At 40.0% G+C, this 19766-nt stretch carries 14 protein-coding genes; 7 read left to right on the top strand and 7 right to left on the bottom strand.

Annotation, left to right across the window (positions count from 1 at the left end):
- Window positions 1-129: 129 nt before the first annotated feature.
- From AACQ49_RS16455 to sdhC, 4 genes are read right to left on the bottom strand one after another with little or no spacing between them, the layout of a single operon-like run.
- The gene (locus AACQ49_RS16455) at window positions 130-846 is read right to left on the bottom strand and encodes a succinate dehydrogenase iron-sulfur subunit (RefSeq protein WP_004244417.1); all 717 of its coding nucleotides are present in this window, start codon (window positions 844-846) and stop codon (window positions 130-132) included.
- Between the two features lie 34 nt (window positions 847-880).
- Window positions 881-2647, bottom strand: a complete 1767-nt coding sequence (gene sdhA, locus AACQ49_RS16450; RefSeq protein ID WP_004244416.1) for a succinate dehydrogenase flavoprotein subunit — start codon at window positions 2645-2647, stop codon at window positions 881-883.
- Window positions 2647-2991: a succinate dehydrogenase membrane anchor subunit gene (sdhD, locus tag AACQ49_RS16445; protein WP_004244415.1), complete on the bottom strand. Its 345-nt coding sequence runs from the start codon at window positions 2989-2991 to the stop codon at window positions 2647-2649. The genes sdhA and sdhD overlap by 1 nt, the downstream gene beginning before the upstream one ends.
- A complete protein-coding gene (sdhC, locus tag AACQ49_RS16440; protein ID WP_123059542.1) occupies window positions 2985-3365 on the bottom strand; it encodes a succinate dehydrogenase cytochrome b556 subunit in 381 nt (126 codons plus the stop codon). The genes sdhD and sdhC overlap by 7 nt, the downstream gene beginning before the upstream one ends.
- A 631-nt stretch (window positions 3366-3996) precedes the next feature.
- Between sdhC and AACQ49_RS16435 the strand changes: the two genes are divergently transcribed.
- Complete coding sequence (locus tag AACQ49_RS16435) at window positions 3997-5280, top strand: citrate synthase (RefSeq protein ID WP_004244410.1); 1284 nt, start codon at window positions 3997-3999, stop codon at window positions 5278-5280.
- Between the two features lie 69 nt (window positions 5281-5349).
- Here the strand turns inward: AACQ49_RS16435 and AACQ49_RS16430 are convergent, their stop codons facing one another.
- On the bottom strand, window positions 5350-6111 hold the full coding sequence (locus AACQ49_RS16430; RefSeq protein ID WP_004244408.1) for an AraC family transcriptional regulator: 762 nt from the start codon (window positions 6109-6111) through the stop codon (window positions 5350-5352).
- Between the two features lie 102 nt (window positions 6112-6213).
- On the opposite strand from AACQ49_RS16430, the gene AACQ49_RS16425 reads away from it, so the two are divergent.
- The 6 genes from AACQ49_RS16425 (at window position 6214) to AACQ49_RS16400 (ending at window position 18491) form a co-directional block, all read left to right on the top strand.
- Window positions 6214-7344: a multidrug effflux MFS transporter gene (locus tag AACQ49_RS16425; protein ID WP_004244407.1), complete on the top strand. Its 1131-nt coding sequence runs from the start codon at window positions 6214-6216 to the stop codon at window positions 7342-7344.
- Between the two features lie 387 nt (window positions 7345-7731).
- Window positions 7732-11460, top strand: coding sequence for a DUF4132 domain-containing protein (locus AACQ49_RS16420; protein WP_017827814.1), 3729 nt, complete (start codon window positions 7732-7734; stop codon window positions 11458-11460).
- A 25-nt stretch (window positions 11461-11485) separates the two neighbouring features.
- The gene (locus AACQ49_RS16415; RefSeq protein WP_017827815.1) at window positions 11486-12595 is read left to right on the top strand and encodes an ATP-binding protein; all 1110 of its coding nucleotides are present in this window, start codon (window positions 11486-11488) and stop codon (window positions 12593-12595) included.
- Between the two features lie 100 nt (window positions 12596-12695).
- Window positions 12696-15278, top strand: a complete 2583-nt coding sequence (locus AACQ49_RS16410) for a DUF5682 family protein (protein ID WP_161779178.1) — start codon at window positions 12696-12698, stop codon at window positions 15276-15278.
- A complete protein-coding gene (locus AACQ49_RS16405; protein WP_017628479.1) occupies window positions 15265-16419 on the top strand; it encodes a VWA domain-containing protein in 1155 nt (384 codons plus the stop codon). The genes AACQ49_RS16410 and AACQ49_RS16405 overlap by 14 nt, the downstream gene beginning before the upstream one ends.
- On the top strand, window positions 16416-18491 hold the full coding sequence (locus tag AACQ49_RS16400; RefSeq protein ID WP_161779177.1) for an SWIM zinc finger family protein: 2076 nt from the start codon (window positions 16416-16418) through the stop codon (window positions 18489-18491). The genes AACQ49_RS16405 and AACQ49_RS16400 overlap by 4 nt, the downstream gene beginning before the upstream one ends.
- An 80-nt stretch (window positions 18492-18571) precedes the next feature.
- Here AACQ49_RS16400 and AACQ49_RS16395 read toward each other — a convergent pair whose 3' ends face one another.
- Both AACQ49_RS16395 and AACQ49_RS16390 read right to left on the bottom strand, forming a co-directional pair.
- Window positions 18572-19315: a type 2 GTP cyclohydrolase I gene (locus AACQ49_RS16395; protein ID WP_004247540.1), complete on the bottom strand. Its 744-nt coding sequence runs from the start codon at window positions 19313-19315 to the stop codon at window positions 18572-18574.
- A 95-nt stretch (window positions 19316-19410) separates the two neighbouring features.
- The coding region (locus AACQ49_RS16390) for an RNA-guided endonuclease InsQ/TnpB family protein (protein WP_161779176.1) at window positions 19411-19766 on the bottom strand (356 nt) is incomplete at its 5' end.

Genomic DNA, 19766 nt, shown 5'->3' with positions numbered 1-19766 from the left:
ACAGTGTTTAAAGGTGCCTCCAAAAACCGCTATCAAGACAAACTTATACAAATACACAGACTACTTATTGCAAACGTCTAACTTAATTTTTTCATTAACCGCCCTAACTATTTTAGGGCGGTTATTAATTTATGCACTATGTTTTAGCAACATTGATTTAATATGACCAATTGCTTTAGTCGGATTTAACCCTTTTGGACATACGCTGACACAGTTCATAATACCGTGACAACGGAATACACTAAACGCATCACTTAAATCATCAAGACGAGATTCTGTTTCAGTATCACGACTATCAATCAAGAAACGATACGCTGCTAACAGTCCAGCAGGTCCGATAAACTTATCTGGATTCCACCAGAATGACGGGCAAGATGTTGAACAACAAGCACAAAGAATACACTCATAAAGTCCGTCAAGTTTTTCACGTTGTTCTGGTGACTGTAGATTCTCACGAGCCGGAGGATTTTTGTCGTCGTTAATCACATATGGACGGATCTTCTCGTACTGCGTATAGAATTGAGTCATATCCACTATTAAATCACGAATAACCGGTAGACCTGGTAACGGTCTGATCACAATTTTCTTACTTCCTTTCTGTAAAGATGAAATAGGTGTGATACATGCCAAACCATTTTTACCATTCATGTTCACTCCATCGGAGCCACATACACCTTCACGGCAAGAACGACGGAATGATAATGTAGGATCTTTTTCCTTTAATTGAATTAATGCATCTAGCAACATCATGTCACGCCCTTCGGGTACTTCAAGCGTGTAATCTTGCATACGCGGCGCATTATCAACGTCGGGATTATAACGATAAATTGAAAATTCAAGTTTCATAATTCAGTCTCCGCAACTTCAATAACACCGCTAATTAATATGTACGCACTTTTGGAGGGAAAGCCTCACGCAGTTTCGGCTGCATATTGACTTTACGTCGTGTCATTGTTTCGGTTTGCGGTTGATATAATGTATGGCATAACCAGTTTTCATCATCACGATCAGGGAAATCGAAACGGCTATGTGCACCACGACTTTCCGTACGGAAATTAGCAGATACCGCTGTGGCATAAGCTGTTTCCATCAAGTTATCTAACTCTAAGCACTCAATACGCTGTGTATTAAATTCACTTGAATTATCATCGAGTCGGGCATTTTGCAGGCGTTCACGGATCACTTTCAGCTCTTCTAAGCCCTTCGCCATTGCATCCCCTTCACGGAAGACCGAGAAGTTATGTTGCATACAAGATTGTAATGCTTTACGGATCTCAACCGGATCTTCGCCTGAACGATTATTTTCCCAACGATGTAAGCGTGTTAATGCAGCTTCAACATCAGAATCGCTGGCATCACGCATCGTGCCCTGCTCCATCAAAGACTCTTTTAAGTGAACACCCGCAGAACGACCAAATACCACAAGGTCAAGCAGTGAGTTACCACCTAATCGGTTAGCACCATGGACAGATACACAAGCAATTTCACCCACAGCAAATAATCCTGGGATCACTTCATCTTCGCCTTTCTCATTCATGCGAATAGCTTGTCCGGTAACTTTAGTTGGGATCCCCCCCATCATATAGTGACAAGTAGGAATAACCGGAATAGGTTCTTTAACTGGGTCAACATGAGCAAAGGTACGAGAGAGATCAAGGATACCCGGTAGACGAGATTCCAGAACTTCTTTACCTAAGTGGTCGAGTTTCAGTTTGGCATGAGGTCCCCATGGTCCATCGCAACCACGGCCTTCACGGATTTCAATCATAATAGAACGTGCAACTACGTCACGACCTGCTAAGTCTTTAGCATTTGGTGCATAACGTTCCATAAAGCGTTCACCGTCTTTATTCAGTAGATAGCCACCTTCACCACGGCAACCTTCCGTCACTAACACCCCAGCCCCTGCGATACCTGTTGGGTGGAATTGCCACATTTCCATATCTTGTAAAGGCACACCCGCACGAACTGCCATACCAACACCATCACCCGTATTGATATGCGCATTAGTTGTTGATTGGTAAATACGCCCCGCACCACCTGTCGCTAAAATGGTGGCATTGGCTTTAAAATAAACAACTTCACCTGTTTCAATGCAAATAGCGGTACAACCAACAACATCACCGTCTTGGTTTTTAACTAAATCCAGCGAATACCATTCAGAAAAGATAGTGGTATGATTTTTTAAATTTTGTTGATACAAAGTATGTAATAGTGCATGGCCTGTACGGTCAGCAGCGGCAGCAGTACGGGCAGCTTGTTCACCACCAAAATTTTTCGACTGACCACCAAATGGGCGTTGGTATATCCGTCCATCATCAAGACGAGAGAAAGGAAGTCCCATATGTTCCAGCTCTAAAATAGCTTCTGGACCGGTTTTACACATATATTCGATAGCATCTTGGTCACCGATATAGTCGGAACCTTTAACAGTATCGTACATATGCCATTCCCAGTTATCCTCATGGGTATTGCCTAAAGCAACTGTAATACCACCTTGAGCGGAAACAGTATGAGAACGAGTAGGAAAAACTTTTGAGATTAGTGCACATGACAGACCCATTTGAGAAATCTGTAAAGCGGCGCGCATACCTGCACCACCAGCACCAATTACAACTGCGTCAAATTCTCTAACTGGCAGATTCATTACACACCCCACACCACAATTGTTCCATAAATAAGATAAACCAACAGCGCAACGACAATAATAAGTTGTAACGTCAAGCGTAATGCTATTGGCTTAATATAGTCCGTTAACACTTGCCACATTCCAATCCATGCATGAATTAGAATAGAAAGTAGCGTTAATAGGGTAAAAACTTTGGTTAGAGAGGAGCTAAAGAATCCACGCCAAACTTCATAGGTAATATCAGTTGTTGCAACAAAACCGACAAAATATAAAACATATAAGAAAATAATGATGGCAGTTGCACGTAGGAATAACCAATCCTGTATGCCTGTACGGCCTAAAGTAGAAGAATTACTTACCATACTAATACCCCCGCCAATATTGATAAAATAACGGTAATAATCATTGAAATTGCCGCAGAACGACGACCAACAACCAATGTTTCATCAATAAAGCCGAAGTCCATTAACATATGACGAATACCACCACAAATGTGGTATGCCAATGCTGTTAGGATGCCCCATAAAATAAACTTCGCGAAGAAGCCAGTCATGATATCAGCGGCTTGCTGAAAACCTTCGGGAGATGAGAGAGAGGTGCCAAGTAACCACAGTAAAATACCAACTGCGACTAACATGATAACCCCTGAGACACGATGCAAGATCGATGCGATAGCAGGGAGTGGAAACTGTATCGTCTGTAAATCCAGATTGACAGGTCTTTGTTTTTTCACAATTTATGCCCACACAGCTTTTATAATTTTTCCTTCCTCCGGACCTGGATGGAAATTAAGCAGCGAATGGGGTACAAAGGCACACTTTAAGTAAAATGTTAAATCCGTCTATTTTACAAAAATTGTGGATTCGTTACGCTGGTTCTCCATACAACAAAGGTTCCGGAGACCTGGGCGCAGTATAAGTGCTTCACAAACTTATTACAATTACCACACAACTTGTGTGCTAGACATTTGGTTCGAACAGTGAGAGGGATCACTTTTTCAAACATCCAATGTAATAATCGTTATCATTTTTGACACATGTACAACATTTTTCTTACATTTGGTGCATATTTTTAATGTTTATGTTTTTTTTGTGCGCAAACACGCTTCCAGAAATCGAAAACTTATGTAAAAGTGTAAGCAGAACACATTCTAAGTGCCTTGCATAAAAAAGCACCTAAAAAACATAACATCAAAAGCTCCTTAACAAAAGTGACACACTATAGACCTACGGTTTTACTCGTGTTAAGCCATAAAATAAAACTCGCTAGGTACTTTTTATCAACTATAGTTTCACTATCGAAGTGCATCTTTATGAAGATACCCTCGACTTTGTTAGGAGACATAATAAGCGCTAAGGAGATTATAAATGGCTGATAACAAAGCTAAGTTAACGATTGGTGAAACTTCTGTGGACTTGGACGTTCTCTCCCCTACACTCGGTTCCAAAGTCATTGATATTCGTACTCTCGGCTCCAAAGGTTATTACACCTATGATCCAGGCTTTACCTCAACGGCATCTTGTGAATCGAAAATTACCTATATCGACGGTAATAACGGGATTTTACTGCACCGCGGTTTCCCAATTGGGCAATTGGCTACTGAGTCAACCTACTTAGAAGTATGTTATATCCTGCTTTATGGCGAAGCACCGACCCAAGAGCAATACGATAAATTTAAAACAACCGTCACTCGCCATACCATGATCCATGAGCAAATCACCCGCCTGTTCCATGGTTTCCGTCGTGACTCACACCCGATGGCTGTACTTTGTGGTGTGACAGGAGCTTTAGCTGCCTTTTACCATGATGCGCTTGATGTCTCTAATCCAGTTCACCGTGATATCACAGCATATCGTTTACTGTCTAAGATGCCTACTGTAGCCGCAATGTGTTACAAGTACTCCATAGGACAACCTTTTGTTTATCCAAGAAACGATCTGTCTTATGCAGGTAACTTCCTACATATGATGTTTGCCACACCTTGTGAAGAGTATGTGGTTAACCCAGTTCTTGAACGTGCGATGGATAGGATCTTTATTCTTCATGCCGACCATGAACAAAATGCTTCAACATCTACTGTACGTACTGCAGGCTCTTCAGGTGCAAATCCATTTGCCTGTATTGCTGCGGGTATTGCTTCACTATGGGGACCTGCTCATGGTGGTGCTAACGAAGCTTGTTTACGTATGTTGGAAGAGATCAAAACCGTTGAACATATTCCTGAATTTATTAAACGCGCAAAAGACAAGAATGACTCTTTCCGTTTAATGGGCTTTGGTCACCGTGTATATAAAAACTACGATCCGCGTGCAACAGTCATGCGCGAAACTTGTCACGAAGTATTAAAAGAACTGAATCTCAATGACAGTTTACTTGAAGTGGCAATGGAATTAGAACGCATCGCCTTAAATGACCCGTATTTTATTGAGAAAAAACTCTATCCTAACGTCGATTTCTACTCAGGCATTATTCTAAAAGCGCTAGGTATTCCATCAAATATGTTTACGGTCATTTTCGCTATTGCACGTACTATCGGTTGGATTGCTCACTGGAATGAAATGCATGAAGATGGACTGAAAATTGCACGTCCTCGTCAGTTATATACTGGCTATAACGAGCGTAAATTCCATAGTGAACTTAAAAATAAATAAATCGATTTAAACACGATTTATTGACTGGCTAAGCCCCGTTTTTGCGGGGCTTAATGCTATTAGTATGGATCAATTTCTTAAATACTCTTGTGGTGTTTGCCCGGTCATTTTCTTAAAAAAAGTGATAAAGGCACTATCGCTGGCAAACCCTAATAATTGACTAATTTCTAAATAACGATGATGTGTGGCTAATAACTCTATCGCTTTCATTAATCGCCATTGCTGACGCCATTGTTGATAGCTTAATCCTGTTTCTTTATAAAATAATCGAGTAATGGTTTTTTCACTAGCACCAATATATTGCGCTAATTCTTGTAGTGGCGGAGGTAATTCATCGAAAGATAATTTTCTTAACCGTCTATCACTGGGCATTGATAAATGATTAGGTTGACGTTTAGCTTGCTGAATTTCATCTAAAAAAACAGCTAATAAATTTGCATACCGCCCTACTTCCCACTGGGTGTCAAAATCAGCAATAGCAATACGCTCTAATATCTCTCTAAGTAAAGGTGAAATAGTCAGTATTTCGCTTTCAGTTGGGAAACGATGATGAAATTTATCGGCAATATAAACTGAACGATAACCTACAGCCGCATACATCTCGACTCGGTGTTCCAGTTTTGGCGGGATCCAGGCAATTCTCATGGGTGGTAAAACAGATACACGAGAGGCTAAAGTAATTCTCATACAACCCGATTGAGTAAACAGTAACTGCCCCCTATCATGTGAGTGAAAACCTGAATCATGTTTTCCCATCTCTGCAGCAATACCCACAACTGATGCAAGGTGTTCTTCTGGCACAAAGTGGTCGTATTGATTAAGCCAAGCCATCACTTGTCCTATTTGGTAAATATTATGTCTTTATATATATAACAAGACAATTATTATCACTGTATTCTGTCATCAAAGTATCAAGCTTTAGGAAAACAAAGAATGAACAGAAAACTCTCTCTATGGTTAGCAATTGCGTTAATGATGTTTCCACAAATTGCAGAAACCATTTATAGCCCAGCACTTACTGATATTTCAAATGGTTTTAGAGTCAGTGCCAATGAAGCAGGGCAAACACTTTCGCTCTACTTTTTTGCTTTTGCACTCGGTGTCATTATATGGGGTCGTTTATGTGATGTCATTGGCCGGCGCCCAACAATGTTAGCAGGGTTATTTATTTATGCCATTGCTTGTATTGGTGTCTTTATGACCGATAATTTTTCTGTATTACTGATATTACGTATGCTTTCTGCTTTTGGTGCCGCAGTTGGCTCTGTAGGAACACAAACTATTATGCGTGATGTTTATAGTGGTGAAGAATTAGCCAAAGTATTTTCCGTTATGGGAGCGGCAATCGCATTAAGTCCGGCTATTGGTATGTTAAGTGGTTCTTTACTGGTGAGCTATGCAGGTTATCAAGGGGTATTTAGTGGTCTTGCTCTTCTCGCCGTCGTTTTATTGCTGTGGAGTACTATTGCATTACCAGAAAGTCGCCCTGCAACAATAAAAACCGCACCACTAGCGGAAACAGCGATAAAAATGCTGAAAGATAAGCAAATTGCCAAGACTATACTTTTAATTGCTTTTTTTAATATCAGTCTATTTGCTTATTACCAACTAGCACCTTTTATGTTTGATAATCAAGGTTATAGTGCAAGTACTTTTGGCTATAGTGGTATTGTATTAGCAATAGGTGTCGGTATTGGTTCTTACATTAATAAAGCATTATTAAGCCATCATTGGCAATGTGAGAAATTAGTATTACTTGCGAGTATTATTGCAGTAATTAGTGCTGTAGGTGTTTATTTATTGCGCAATCACATTAGTTTTATTATTCCAATGATGACAAGTGTCGTTGCCTATGGCATTGCTATTCCAAATATCTTAGCAACGGCTTTAGCGCAATATAAAGATCGCTTAGGCACAGCGGGTGCACTATTAGGTTTATTCTACTATTTACTTATTGGTGGTGGTTTAGCACTGGCTGGATGGGGACAAAGTTTAGCGATTACCTTGCTGATTTGTAGTATAGGTGCTTTGTTACTCTCTTTCTCTCGCCAAACAGCAAAATAATATATTTAAAAGAGCTTGTTATATTTATAAGAAGCTCTTTTTATTTTGTAACATTTCGAAAAAATCAAGAATAGAAAGATTAACTTGTCTACAGGACTAAGTGTTAATACTTAGCAAATTAAACAGACAATTCTTAATCTTTTTAAAATCCACAAAAAACGCCTTTATTATCACTTCTTAACTTTTAGTACTTTTTCCTGAGATTGCATTTTATATAATGATGAATTGAATATTAATAAAGTTAGATTGGCTTTTTCAGTGTTTATATCCATATATTTAACAAATGTTATGCCTTGACTTTATTTTCGCCAGTAATAATAAAATTGTTCGTTTTACTGTTTCATGGTAAAAAAAACTGTTTATCCATACATGGCTTAAGGAACTGGCGTGATAAAAAAAATATTAGATATTCTCCCTATTTTTGGGAAAAAAGACGTCGATATTACTGAACAATATCTTCAAGGCTCTCTTGTCCTACTGGCTATATTTGATGAAAGTTTACCTAAGCGTGCATTAGATTATGTACTTACAGGTACAAACCCTGAAATTCTATTTGAATTAAATAAACTAGATGCAGCGAAAGCCGCCGTTTATTTTCATCGTGCGGGAACATTAGAGTGGTGGTATGCCAGTAATGTTGATACAGGAAAGTACGGTAAGGTTATCACCCAAGGCCTTAATGCCCGCCATAAACTCTACTCAAAGGTTGGTGAAAGTTTTTCCTTAGAGCAAGTGGCCCGTTTTGCCAAAGTCATCGCTGCCGCATGTCAAGATATCAATATTAAAGTAACAACAACGCAAGTCCCCACTTGGGTTATCTACCTGTTAGTTGATGCGTTTTATACCACTTACGATAATGCACGTAACCTTAATTTAGAACATCGTAAACATTGGAGTATGGAGTTTATCGCCAATATGGTCGAAGCAGAGGCCAATATTGCCGGTGAAAACGCGTTATTTGCAATTTTTGATAGAAAAGATGTCTCTGAATATTATGCCGCTAATCTTAAGCGTATTTATGAACTGTGTGATTTAAAAGACTATCTACTTTCACATCAAGAATTTGTTAGAAAAGAATTAGTTGAAAAACTTTCAGCGAATGGCTTAGTCGAGCTAATAAATTATCTAAATAAAAATACGATATTACGCAATACTTTTGCAGATATTATTGTTTTACTTGCCACTAGCAGTTTAAGAACCGTCAAAAAAACGGCTGAACCTATTTTAAATACCTTACCTGCTGAAATCGTAAAAGAAAATTTAACCCATGTTTTAATGAATGGTACTCCCAAACAACGTACACAAGCCGCTGATTTATTCGCGCGCCAAGGTGAAAACCGTGATGTGCTGGCAGAAGCATTAAAACATGAAACCTCAAAAGCAGTTATCAAGAGCATTGAAAGTGCGCTACAACGTTTTTGTGTTGCTGATAATGCAAATACCGTTGAAGCCATTAAAGCGCCTGATTTTACTCCCTTAGAAGACACACCATTACCCGATAGTGCCCGCGATATTCTGGTCAATAACTTCAATGAAATGTTAGTAAAAGCAAAAGAAAATGCTGAACGTGAAATTGAAGAAAATAAAACGTCTAAACACTCTTATAATTGGGCACAACGCCATTATAAAGATCTCTCTAAAATTGATGAAAAACAGTGTCGCGCATTAGTGGATAAACTCAATAGCGGACAAGGCACTATTCAAGTCAATGAGATCCAAATAATTAAACACAAAAACCGTATTCCTAATTTACCTGAATACACCTTTTTCCATGCCGTGCGCGTGATCACCAATAACCGCCAACATGCGGATCACTTTTCCTCTCACTATTTTAATAGTGATATTCCTGAACGTTTATTGAGTGATATTGAATTACGACACGTTGAAAATGTATTAGAACGATGTCATTTCAAACGTGCAACGCGTATCACAGCGGCGCTGTGCTTAGAATCTTATCAAGATGGCTTACGTCGTTTCCGTAAACCAGAACAAGTTTGGCCTTTCTTCTCTCAACATACTGATTATATTGCAGAAGCGCTAAACTTAATGCCAAATCAAAGTGAACACCGCTATCGCCAATTTGAAACTTCACAAGGTATTGAAGTATTAAGCCGTTTTCCAACCATTCCTGCACAATTCGTTCCGCGTATCATGGAATTGGCTCTAGGTGAAAATAAAACACACCGAGTTTCAGCTCAGAAATTATTAGAAACCTTACCGAATATTCACTTAAGTGCACAAGAAGGCTTAACTTCAAGTAAACAAGAAATTCGAGTCACCGCGATTGAATGGTTAGCACGTTTAAATAACCCTGACTCATTACCTGCCCTTAATGCCTTACTGAAAAAAGAGAAACGCGAAGTAGTACGAGCCGCTCTGCTCACTGCGTTAGAACAATTAGGTGAGGATATTTCAAGCTATTTATCGCCAAAGACATTATTAGCAGAAGCTGAAAAAGGTCTCAAAGCCAAACCACCCGCAAGCCTTGCTTGGTTTAACTTCGAAGCGATCCCTACATTAACATGGGAAAACAAAAAAGCGGTTGATCCCGCGATTATTCGTTGGTGGATTATTCTAGCCGTCAAATTAAAAATGCCAGGGGGTAATGCGTTATTACAACGTTATATCAGCCTACTTTGCGTTGATAGCCAACATAAGCTTTCAAGCTTTATCCTGCACACTTTTGTCGCTCAAGATATTAAAGGACCAACACTTGAAGAAGCGATGGCTGAAGCGCAACAAAATGCCCCTTCTCGATTAACACAATACAAAGATTGGGCCAAACGTTATCCTGAATATTATGCTAAATATGAAACCTATACTTTAGAGCAAGTCGTCGAAGAAATTAAAAACGAGGTATTACGTCGTTATTTAGGTTCGGCAATCAGCGATAAAGGAATGCTCGCGCTTATTTGTGGAATTGAGGGGCATATTGCAGTATCAGTATTACGTAACTATATGCGTGATCACTATCAGCGTCGTGCGCAAATCGAAGCGATGATTGATGCGGTAGCTTCAAGTAATGATCCTATTATCATTCAACTTCTGCTTTCATTATCACGTCGTTATCGCACAGCATCTGTGCAGGAAAAAGCGCGTAATTTAGTTACGCAAATAGCTGAACGCAATGGTTGGAGTGCTGATGAATTAGCCGATAGAACCATTCCAACCGCCGGCTTTGATGATTCAGGAACATTAGTACTGGAATATGGTGAGCGTACTTTCACCGCCAAAATGGATGCAAAACAAAAAATTGTCCTGTTTAATCCTGAAGGTAAGGAAGTTAAGTCATTACCTGCAGCACGCAAAAATGACGATCCAGAGCTGATTAAAGAAGCGAAAAAACTTTTCACTTCAAGTAAAAAAGAACTTAAACAAGTTATTGAATTACAAAGTGTGCGTTTATATGAAGCGATGTGCGCGCAACGCCAATGGCTAAGCGCTGATTGGCAAGAGTATATTTTAGCTCACCCTATTATGCATAAATTGATTGAACAATTAGTTTGGCAAGAAGTAAAAGAGGGTGAAGTTATCAATACCTTCCGCCCTTCTGATGATGGTGCTTTACTTAACCTTGAAGATGACGAAGTCACCTTACAAAATGATTCTTTGATTCAATTAGCTCACGCCGCCCTAGTTAATGAAGATGAGCGTAAAGCCTGGATTGCACACTTCAAAGATTACAAAGTGAAATTCTTATTTTCACAAATGGAACATAAGATCCCTGATTTAGATCTGACACAAACAGAAGTTGAAGACCGAAAAGGTTGGATCACAGACACCTTCACCTTACGGGGTATTTTAACCAAAATGGGCTATCAGCGAGGCCCTGCTGAAGATGGAGGCTCGTTCTCTCACTATTACAAATTCTTCTCTAGCTTAAACTACTACGTCAATATCGGTTTTAGTGGTAGCTATGTACCAGAAGAAAATATTCCAGCGGTTTTATTCGATTTAAGTTTTGAGAAGGATCAGCAAAATTACTGGGATCGCAATAATATTGAGTTAAAGCAAGTACCACCGATTTTATTAGCAGAAAGCTACGCGGATTATCTAAAAGTCGCTGAAGCTTGTGCAGGATTTGATCCTGAATGGGAAAAGAAAACACCTTGGTAAAATTTAGGGATAATTAGGAAAGAATATGGCTAAAAAAGCACCCAAAGAACAACAAGCAATTAGGGAAAGTGCCGAGGTTCGATTTGCTGAAGAATTAGAACGCTTAACAAAAGCGGATGCTAATAATCCGAAGCCCCAAGGATGGCTTCGCTCTCCTCGAGCTGTGCGCCAATTTATTTTAGGTGATGATACTTTAGGTATCACACCTAAGTTTTTCGGTGATGATGCCTTAGTTGATCGTGCAATTGTTACATTATTAGGCAAACAGGGCTTAATGCTGGTTGGTGAGCCAGGTACAGCAAAATCAATGCTCTCAGAACTTTTTGCGGCTGCTATCAGTGGTGATTCAGGATTAACCATCCAAGGTACTGCAGGGACGACAGAAGATCATATCAAATACTCATGGAACTATGCGTTACTATTAGCAGAAGGCCCAACAGAACGAGCATTAGTCGGCTCACCGATTTATCAAGGCATGTTACAAGGTAAAATTGTTCGTTTTGAAGAGATAACTCGCTGCCCTCCTGAAATTCAAGATGTGCTGGTTTCTTTAATGTCCGAAAAACAGTTAATGATCCCTGAAATGGGCGACGGTGCGCGTATTAGTGCAAAACCCGGATTTAACTTGATTGGTACCGCAAACTTGCGTGACCGAGGTGTACATGAGATGTCTGCCGCATTAAAGCGACGTTTTAATTTTGAAACAGTAAAACCTATTCGTGATCCAGCTTTTGAAATCAGTTTGATCCAATCACAGCTTGAAAATGAGTTAGGTGCTTTAGCGACAGAAATCACCGTCCCTATGGATGTGGTGGAATTACTGGTTACCACATTCCAAGAATTACGTTCAGGTAATACGCAAGATGGTGGCAATATCAAAACACCTGATGCGGTTATGTCAACAGCAGAAGCCGTAAATATCGCTTATGCTTGTGCGTTAGAAGCGCATTATTTAGGTGATGGCGTGATGAATGCCGGTGCGATTGCACGTCAATTAATCGGCGTTGTATTAAAAGATAATCCTGATGATATTAAGCGTATTCGTTATTACATGGACAACGTCGCCAGAGAAAGGGCCAGAAATAGTAAAGAGTGGAAAGCGTTCTTTGATGCATCAAAAGACTTTTGGCAATAAAACGTAAAGAGCCACAGCGAGGCATTAAAGTCTATTTATTTATCTATTAAAGGCAGAGTTAACTTACTCTGCTTTTTCACCCAAAAAAGGGATCAACACGGTGACGCTACCTTCAATATCTTTACCAACAAGAATTGACCAAGCCCGACTGAAATGGACGTCGTTACAGCAACAACATCTCTATTTTGCCCCTGTACGCCACCATAGCCCAGCTTGTGCTTATGCAGTTTTATCATTAATTGATTCTGTAAAACCTGATTATATCTTAATTGAAGGTCCGGATACCTTTAATTCGCTTATTCCTAGCCTAACGGATAAAGATACTCTCCCTCCTGTTGCTATTATGGGGCAAGCCGAATATTGTCATCATGATAGTGGCCTAGAAGAGCGTGAAAAATCGCTACACTCTGCCTATTTCCCATTTTGTGAATATTCCCCTGAGTGGCAAGCTTTGCGAGGTGGTTTACGCATCAATGCAACAACACGTTTTATCGATTTACCCTGGGCTGCTCAAGTCAATAACGAAGAGTATAGCGATCTACAAAGCCGTAGCTTACAAAAAGAACGTTATTTAGCCCATAGCCAATTTATTGCACAATTAGCTAAACAATGTCATTGCCGTGATCATGATGATGTTTGGGAGCATCTTTTTGAGTTACGCAGTATTGAGGCATTAGCAGATTGGCAAACTCTGTTTTATGACATTTTTATTTGGTGTGCACTTGCACGCCTTGACTATGAACCTGAAGTACTTGCATCTGAAGGCTCTTCACAACGTGAAGCACATATGCTCACTCATATTAAAACCATCAAACAGCACGAGCCTAATGCCAAAATATTAATCGTCACAGGGGGAGCCCACACCCTTGCGCTAATCGAAGGCTTAGCTTCTTCACAACCCCACTCTTTCGCTATTTCTAGCTCAGAACACAAGCACTTTACTAAAATGCAAAAAATGGGCGAAAAAGAGCAAGCTTGGCTTATTCGCTATAGCTTTGACAGATTAGATGCACTTAATGGCTATGCATCTGGTATGCCATCTCCGGCTTTTTACCAACAAGCTTGGCAAAGCTTAATGCAACAACATCATGATAAATTAGAAAACAATGAGGCGGCAAAACAGCCAACGCAAGTTTATCGCAATAAAATGGGCATCGCCTTTTTAAGCTCAGTGGCTCAGACTATCAGAGAACAACAATTTGATAATCCACCCAGTTATTTAACCGTAAAACTAGCAGCCGAGCAGAGTTTACGCCTCGCTTTACTAAGAGAGCACACTGGTATGGGGCGTTATGATTTGCTTGATGGGTTACAAAGCGCCTTTATTAAAGGCAGTTTAGATGACAGTCAAAACGAATTATGGGACGAAATCAAAACCTGTTTTTCAGGTTATCTATTAGGACAAATTCCATTAGGTACAGCAACGCCCCCTTTAGTCAATGAAACCTATGAACGCGCCAAAGCATTTCACTTTAAACTTGATGATACATTAGCAAAAACTACAAAATGTGATGTTTATCGCAACCCCCAACATCGCTTAAGAAGTCGTTTTTTACATTTATTGGCATTTTTAGAAATCCATTTTGCCCACCGTGTCAATGGACCTGATTTTCTTTCTGGTCACCAGTTAGATCTATTATTTGAAGAATGGCAATATGCATGGACCCCCAATGTTGAAGGTGAACTGATCTCATTATCAGAAAAAGGCTCTCAACTTGAAACTATCGCCTTAAATAAACTGTTAGCAATGGAAAAACAGCTTGCAGAACAAGGACAAAGCCGTTCAAGCCAAAGTGCGGTCACTTTGTTAATTCAAGCGGCATTAATTGGGCTCCACCAGCGTATCCCTACGCTATTTAAACTGCTAGATAGCTATATTCAGCAAGATTTTCGCCTTGAGTCATTAACACAATGTGGACATAAATTGATCCATTTATGGCGAGGTCGTCAATATCTTGATATTACCGATGAGCTGACATTGGAAAATAGGCTACATCAAGTGATCCCTCAAGCCTTCTTTTGCTTAGAGCAATTGGCTCAAGGTGATGAGCAACAACAAGAAAGCAATCTGCAAGCCCTACTCTCTTTACGTGAACTCATTGAGTTTATGCCATCACTGGATCATCAATATGATTATAAAAGTGATTTTTATCAGCAACTTAATCGCCTTGATGGACAATTAGATACCGTTCCTTTATTAAAAGGTGCGGTAGATGCATTACGTTATCTAGGTTCGTATATTGACGAAAAGACCTTAGCGGCCGTGCTAAATGCGACCTTTAGTACAGGCAGCGCTCCCGAACATGCCATTGGTTATTTTGTCGGTATAATGCGCACTGCACCAGAGCTAGTCATTCGCCTGCCGTTGTTAGTCAATCACTTAAATAGCTTATTACAGCAATGGGATGAAGAACGCTTTATTCAGATTTTACCTGATCTGCGTTTTGCCTTTAGCCAACTTAATCCCAAACAAAATGCAGAGCTTGCACAATATATTGCTAATGATATTGGTTTAGATACGCAAGCCTTATCACTATGGCAATCAGAATTTAGTGCCAAGCAAATGCTTGAAGCCACTAAACTCAATCAAAAATTGCAACAGCGCATTAAGACACAAGGCATGATTTCTTGGTTTGAGGCGAAGAAAACAGAGAAAGGAGACCATACTCATGGAGAAGCATGATGATGATATGCCTAAAGATAAAATACAACAAGCCAAACGTTGGCGCTTGATTTTAGGCCAATACGCTGATGATGCTTTAGGGCAAGCCACGTTTAATGCTGATGATCTTAAAATTGAACGTACACTCGATTTTCTTTATCGCCGTGAATATCAGCGCCGAGGATTACGTCAAGAGCGCGGTCGCCATGGCTCTCTCGATGCATCGCAACTTACTGCCGTAAACTGGCTAAATCAAGCTCGCAAACTTTTTCCCAATAGCACATTTGAACGTATGCAATCACAAGCGATTGAACGTTATCAAATCAGTAGCTTTCTTAAAGATCCCAATACGCTAAAAGCCATGGAGCCGACTAAAGCGTTAGCTAAAACACTATTAAGCTTACGCGGACGAATGAGCGAAGAAACGCGAGATGCAGTAAAAACCATTATTCGTAAAGTGGTTGAAGATATTTTGCGTCAAATTCGTAATAACTTTCGCCAATCATTAACCGGTCGTCGTAATCGCTTTAGACGCTCGTTAGTACCAAATAGTCGTAACTTTGATTGGCGTGCCACTATTGCCGCCAATTTAAAACATTACGATACCCAAAATCGTCGTTTATTGATTGAAACTCCTTACTTTAATTCACGAATGCAACAGCATTTTCCATGGGATGTCATTCTCTGTGTTGACCAAAGTGCATCAATGTCTAGTTCCATTATGTATGCAGCTGTGTGTGCGAGTATTTTAGCTTCATTACCTGCTGTTAATGTCTCCTTAATCGTGTTTGATACTCAAGTTGTCGATTTATCACACTTAGCCGACGATCCCGTTGAAGTGTTAATGACAGTCCAATTGGGAGGAGGTACGGATATTGCTAGTGCCATGCAATATTGCGAAAGCTTAGTTAACAACCCTAAGCGTACTGTTATTTCGCTTATCAGTGACTTTGAAGAAGGGGGATCATTAACCCGATTATTAGATTGCACACAACGTCTCAATAGCCAACAAGTTAAATTATTAGGACTGGCAGCACTAGATGATGAGGCTCAACCGGTTTATGACTCAACTATCGCACAAAAACTCGCCGATAGAGGTATGCAAGTTGCAGCTTTAACCCCAGAACATTTCGCACAGTGGCTAGCAGAGGTAATGCAATGAGTTGGCAGACCGTTTATTTTCATTATGATGAAGATGCGCTTACCGTCTTTGCTAATGCCGGATTATTAAGACGCGCAAGAAAAGATGTTGATAACGAAAAAGTCTCTGTTACTGATGCAAATACAGGGCAATTTAGCAGTGATGGGCAAAAAGTCGTTTTACATGAAGCAGGCATTCAGCAAGCCAGTTGTGATTGTTCCGCAGCAGGTTGTTGCAAACATATTTTAGCCGCTATTTTATGGTTACAAGCCAACAACAATTCGACTGATGATATTAATACTGATAATCCCATTGAAACATCAGCAGAAAAAATTATAGCGCCTGTTGAAACACCGCCTTTATTACCCTCTTTATTTACGCTTGATCCCGAGTTACTCATCAAAAAAGCAGGTAAACCCGCCTGTCGGACTGCGATTAACTTAATTGAACAATGGGAAGATAAAACTTTAGTTCTAGAAGACACAGGAACCCAGCTAAAAATCCAACTCCCTGATGTTGATGAACCGGTCATTTTCTTACAAGCAAGTGGTTACGATGGCATGTTATCCCCTTTTTCTAGCTCTCAGAAAAAAGCTTTTCATCTTGCTATTGTCGCGAAAATATTTGAGCAAAATACACAGCCTTGGACGTGGCCTGAAGATTTAATTCCCTTAAAATCTTCAAAACGCCCACTAAATGATGAAGAAATTGCCCTTATTAATACTATTGAACAATTTATTGATGATCTATTACGTCAAGGGCTATCACACATTAGTTTAAGTAGCGCAACGCAATTACATTTACTTAATATGTCTGCTCGTGCCGAGGGTTTACCTCGTTTAGCCTCTTATTTACGAACATTAAGTACTCAAGTCAAGCGGTTAGCAGAAAGACATTTCACTATGGATGAAAGCAATGTCTTACGTCTATTAGCTCATATCTCAGCCTATCTTTTCCAGCTATCTTATGCGACACCTGAACAATTAAAAACATTACGAGGACAACTTCGCCGTCAATATGATGATAAAAAAACCAGTCTCGCGCTTATTCCTATTGATGCACATTGGTGGACAGCACAAAGTGGCGCATTAGGCACAACTTTTATTTTCTGGGATAAAGAAGCAAAACAATTTTTACAAGCGACACAAGCTCGCCCTAATCAACTTGATACCCTATTTAATCGCTATAGTGTTTGGCATAGTTTATCGTTATGGAAACAAACTGCAGATAAGCTCATGCGCCGACCTTTCTTATTACAAGCGCCTCGTATTTCTGATGAAGGGAAACTAGCTACTATTGGCGATAGCTTTGCGCAAAATCAAACCGATTTTCTTGATGTCACAGATTATCATCAACTACAAACAGAATTAGGTATTCATAACTGGCAAGATTTACCCAATTATTTTACGGATCAACCAGAAGGATTTCTTTCCCCTCTGGTTTTACATATCAAAAGCTATAATCCCTTAATTTGGCATGAAGTAGAGCAGTGTGTTATTTGGGAAGTGGTAGATAATAATGGAAATTCGGCCTTTTTGCGCCTTTATTGGGAAGGCGAAACGCAAAATAATTTAGAAGAATTACGTTTTCTCACTAAACGAGAATTAGAAATCGTTGCGATCACCGTGCAACCTGTTCGACGTGATTTCAATATCGATTTATTACCCACCACCATTTGGATCAAAACAGAGCAAGGCATTGAAATGTTTTATCTCGATTTTGACCAATTTCCACGTAAGAAAAAACAGTCTGGTTTTATTAGTCATATTCAAGAATATATGGCTAAACGTAAGCGACAAACGGCAATGCATCACAGTGAACCTACCCTTGCACAAAAATTTTGTCGCCCCATTTTATCCGTATTGGAAGCCCAAGCATGTACAGGGCGAGAACAACTTTCTGCAATGCAAAAAGAGCAATTAGAGAGAAGCAAACAAATTGCTGACGATTTAGGTATGACATTAATAGCTAACCAATTAACTCGTTATCTCGCTTTAACTGCTCGTGACTCTCAAGCTTTATTACAGTTAATTTGGCTATGTGATAATCTGCAACAATTACAAAGCCCGCTACCCATTCAACTTAATGAATAAATTTCAAGGTTGTTGTTAAATAAAAAGCTATCTCACTTAGTTAATAAGAGAGATAGCTTATAGAATAGCAATAACTGGGTTTAGGCAGGATTATCAATATCGACAAAAGTAACATCTAAATGGTGAGTTTGTGCTAACCATTCACCTAATGCTTTAATACCATAACGCTCGGTAGCATGATGCCCAGCAGCGAAAAAATGCACGCCCATTTCTCTTGCTATATGAATCGTCTGCTCTGAGACTTCTCCTGTTACAAATGCATCAACACCTTGCTCTGCCGCCTGTTGAATAAATCCTTGTCCTCCACCAGTACACCAAGCAATATGGCGAATAACATCTGGTGCATTGTCACCACAGTGAAGCACATTACGCTGTAAGGCTTTTTCGAGTCGTGTTTTTAATTCATTGGCTGTGACAGGTAGATCAAAAATCCCTTTCGGCACTAAAGGCTCGATCTCACCCTCAACTTTTACGCCCATTTTTAACGCTAATTGAGCGTTGTTACCTAAAATAGGATGGGCATCTAAAGGTAAGTGATAACCATATAGATTGAGATCATTACATAGTAGGGTTTTTAAGCGATTGCGTTTCATTGAACGGATAACAACTGGCTCATTCTTCCAAAAATAACCATGGTGAACTAATACAGCATCTGCATTTAAACGTACCGCTTCATCAAGTAAAGCTTGGCAAGCCGTTACTCCTGTCACTATTTTTTGAATATGAGGGCGCCCTTCTACTTGAAGACCATTAGGTGCGTAGTCGTGAAAATTCTCAATACTTAGCTTTTCATTAATAATTAATTCTAGATCAGTATTTTTCATATCCTGTTTCTCCTTGTTATCACGGCGCCACAGTGCATAGTGTACATATGTGTTGACATCCTCCACGCCCTAAAGGACGTGGATCCCTACTGCGTTCAGACTGATGTCTGAATCACCTCGGTGGGTTCCTGATTCGACGGGCGGTCTGACTGCACCCTCCCTCCACAGGCAAGCACGGCATGTCCTGCCGCTAAAATGTTACGTGCCCCGTTGATATCAGCATTCGCTGTATATCCACATTCAAGGCACTCGAATTGACTTTGTGACTGGCGGTTTTCCTTTGCTGTATGACCACAGCAAGCGCACTTCTGACTGGTGTAGGCAGGGGGTATTGCCAGTACCTGACCTCCTCGCCAGAGCTGCTTGTACTCAAGCTGACGGCGCATTTCATACCAGCCCTGCTCCAGTATTGAGCGGTTTAAACCAGATTTAGCTTTTACGTTCCGTCCAT

Origin of the sequence: Proteus sp. G2675 (assembly GCF_963886535.1) — a bacterium.
GTDB lineage: Bacteria > Pseudomonadota > Gammaproteobacteria > Enterobacterales > Enterobacteriaceae > Proteus > Proteus mirabilis.
The sequence above is the reverse complement of the archived record's forward strand: the minus strand, read 5'-3'. Positions and strand labels throughout refer to the sequence as shown.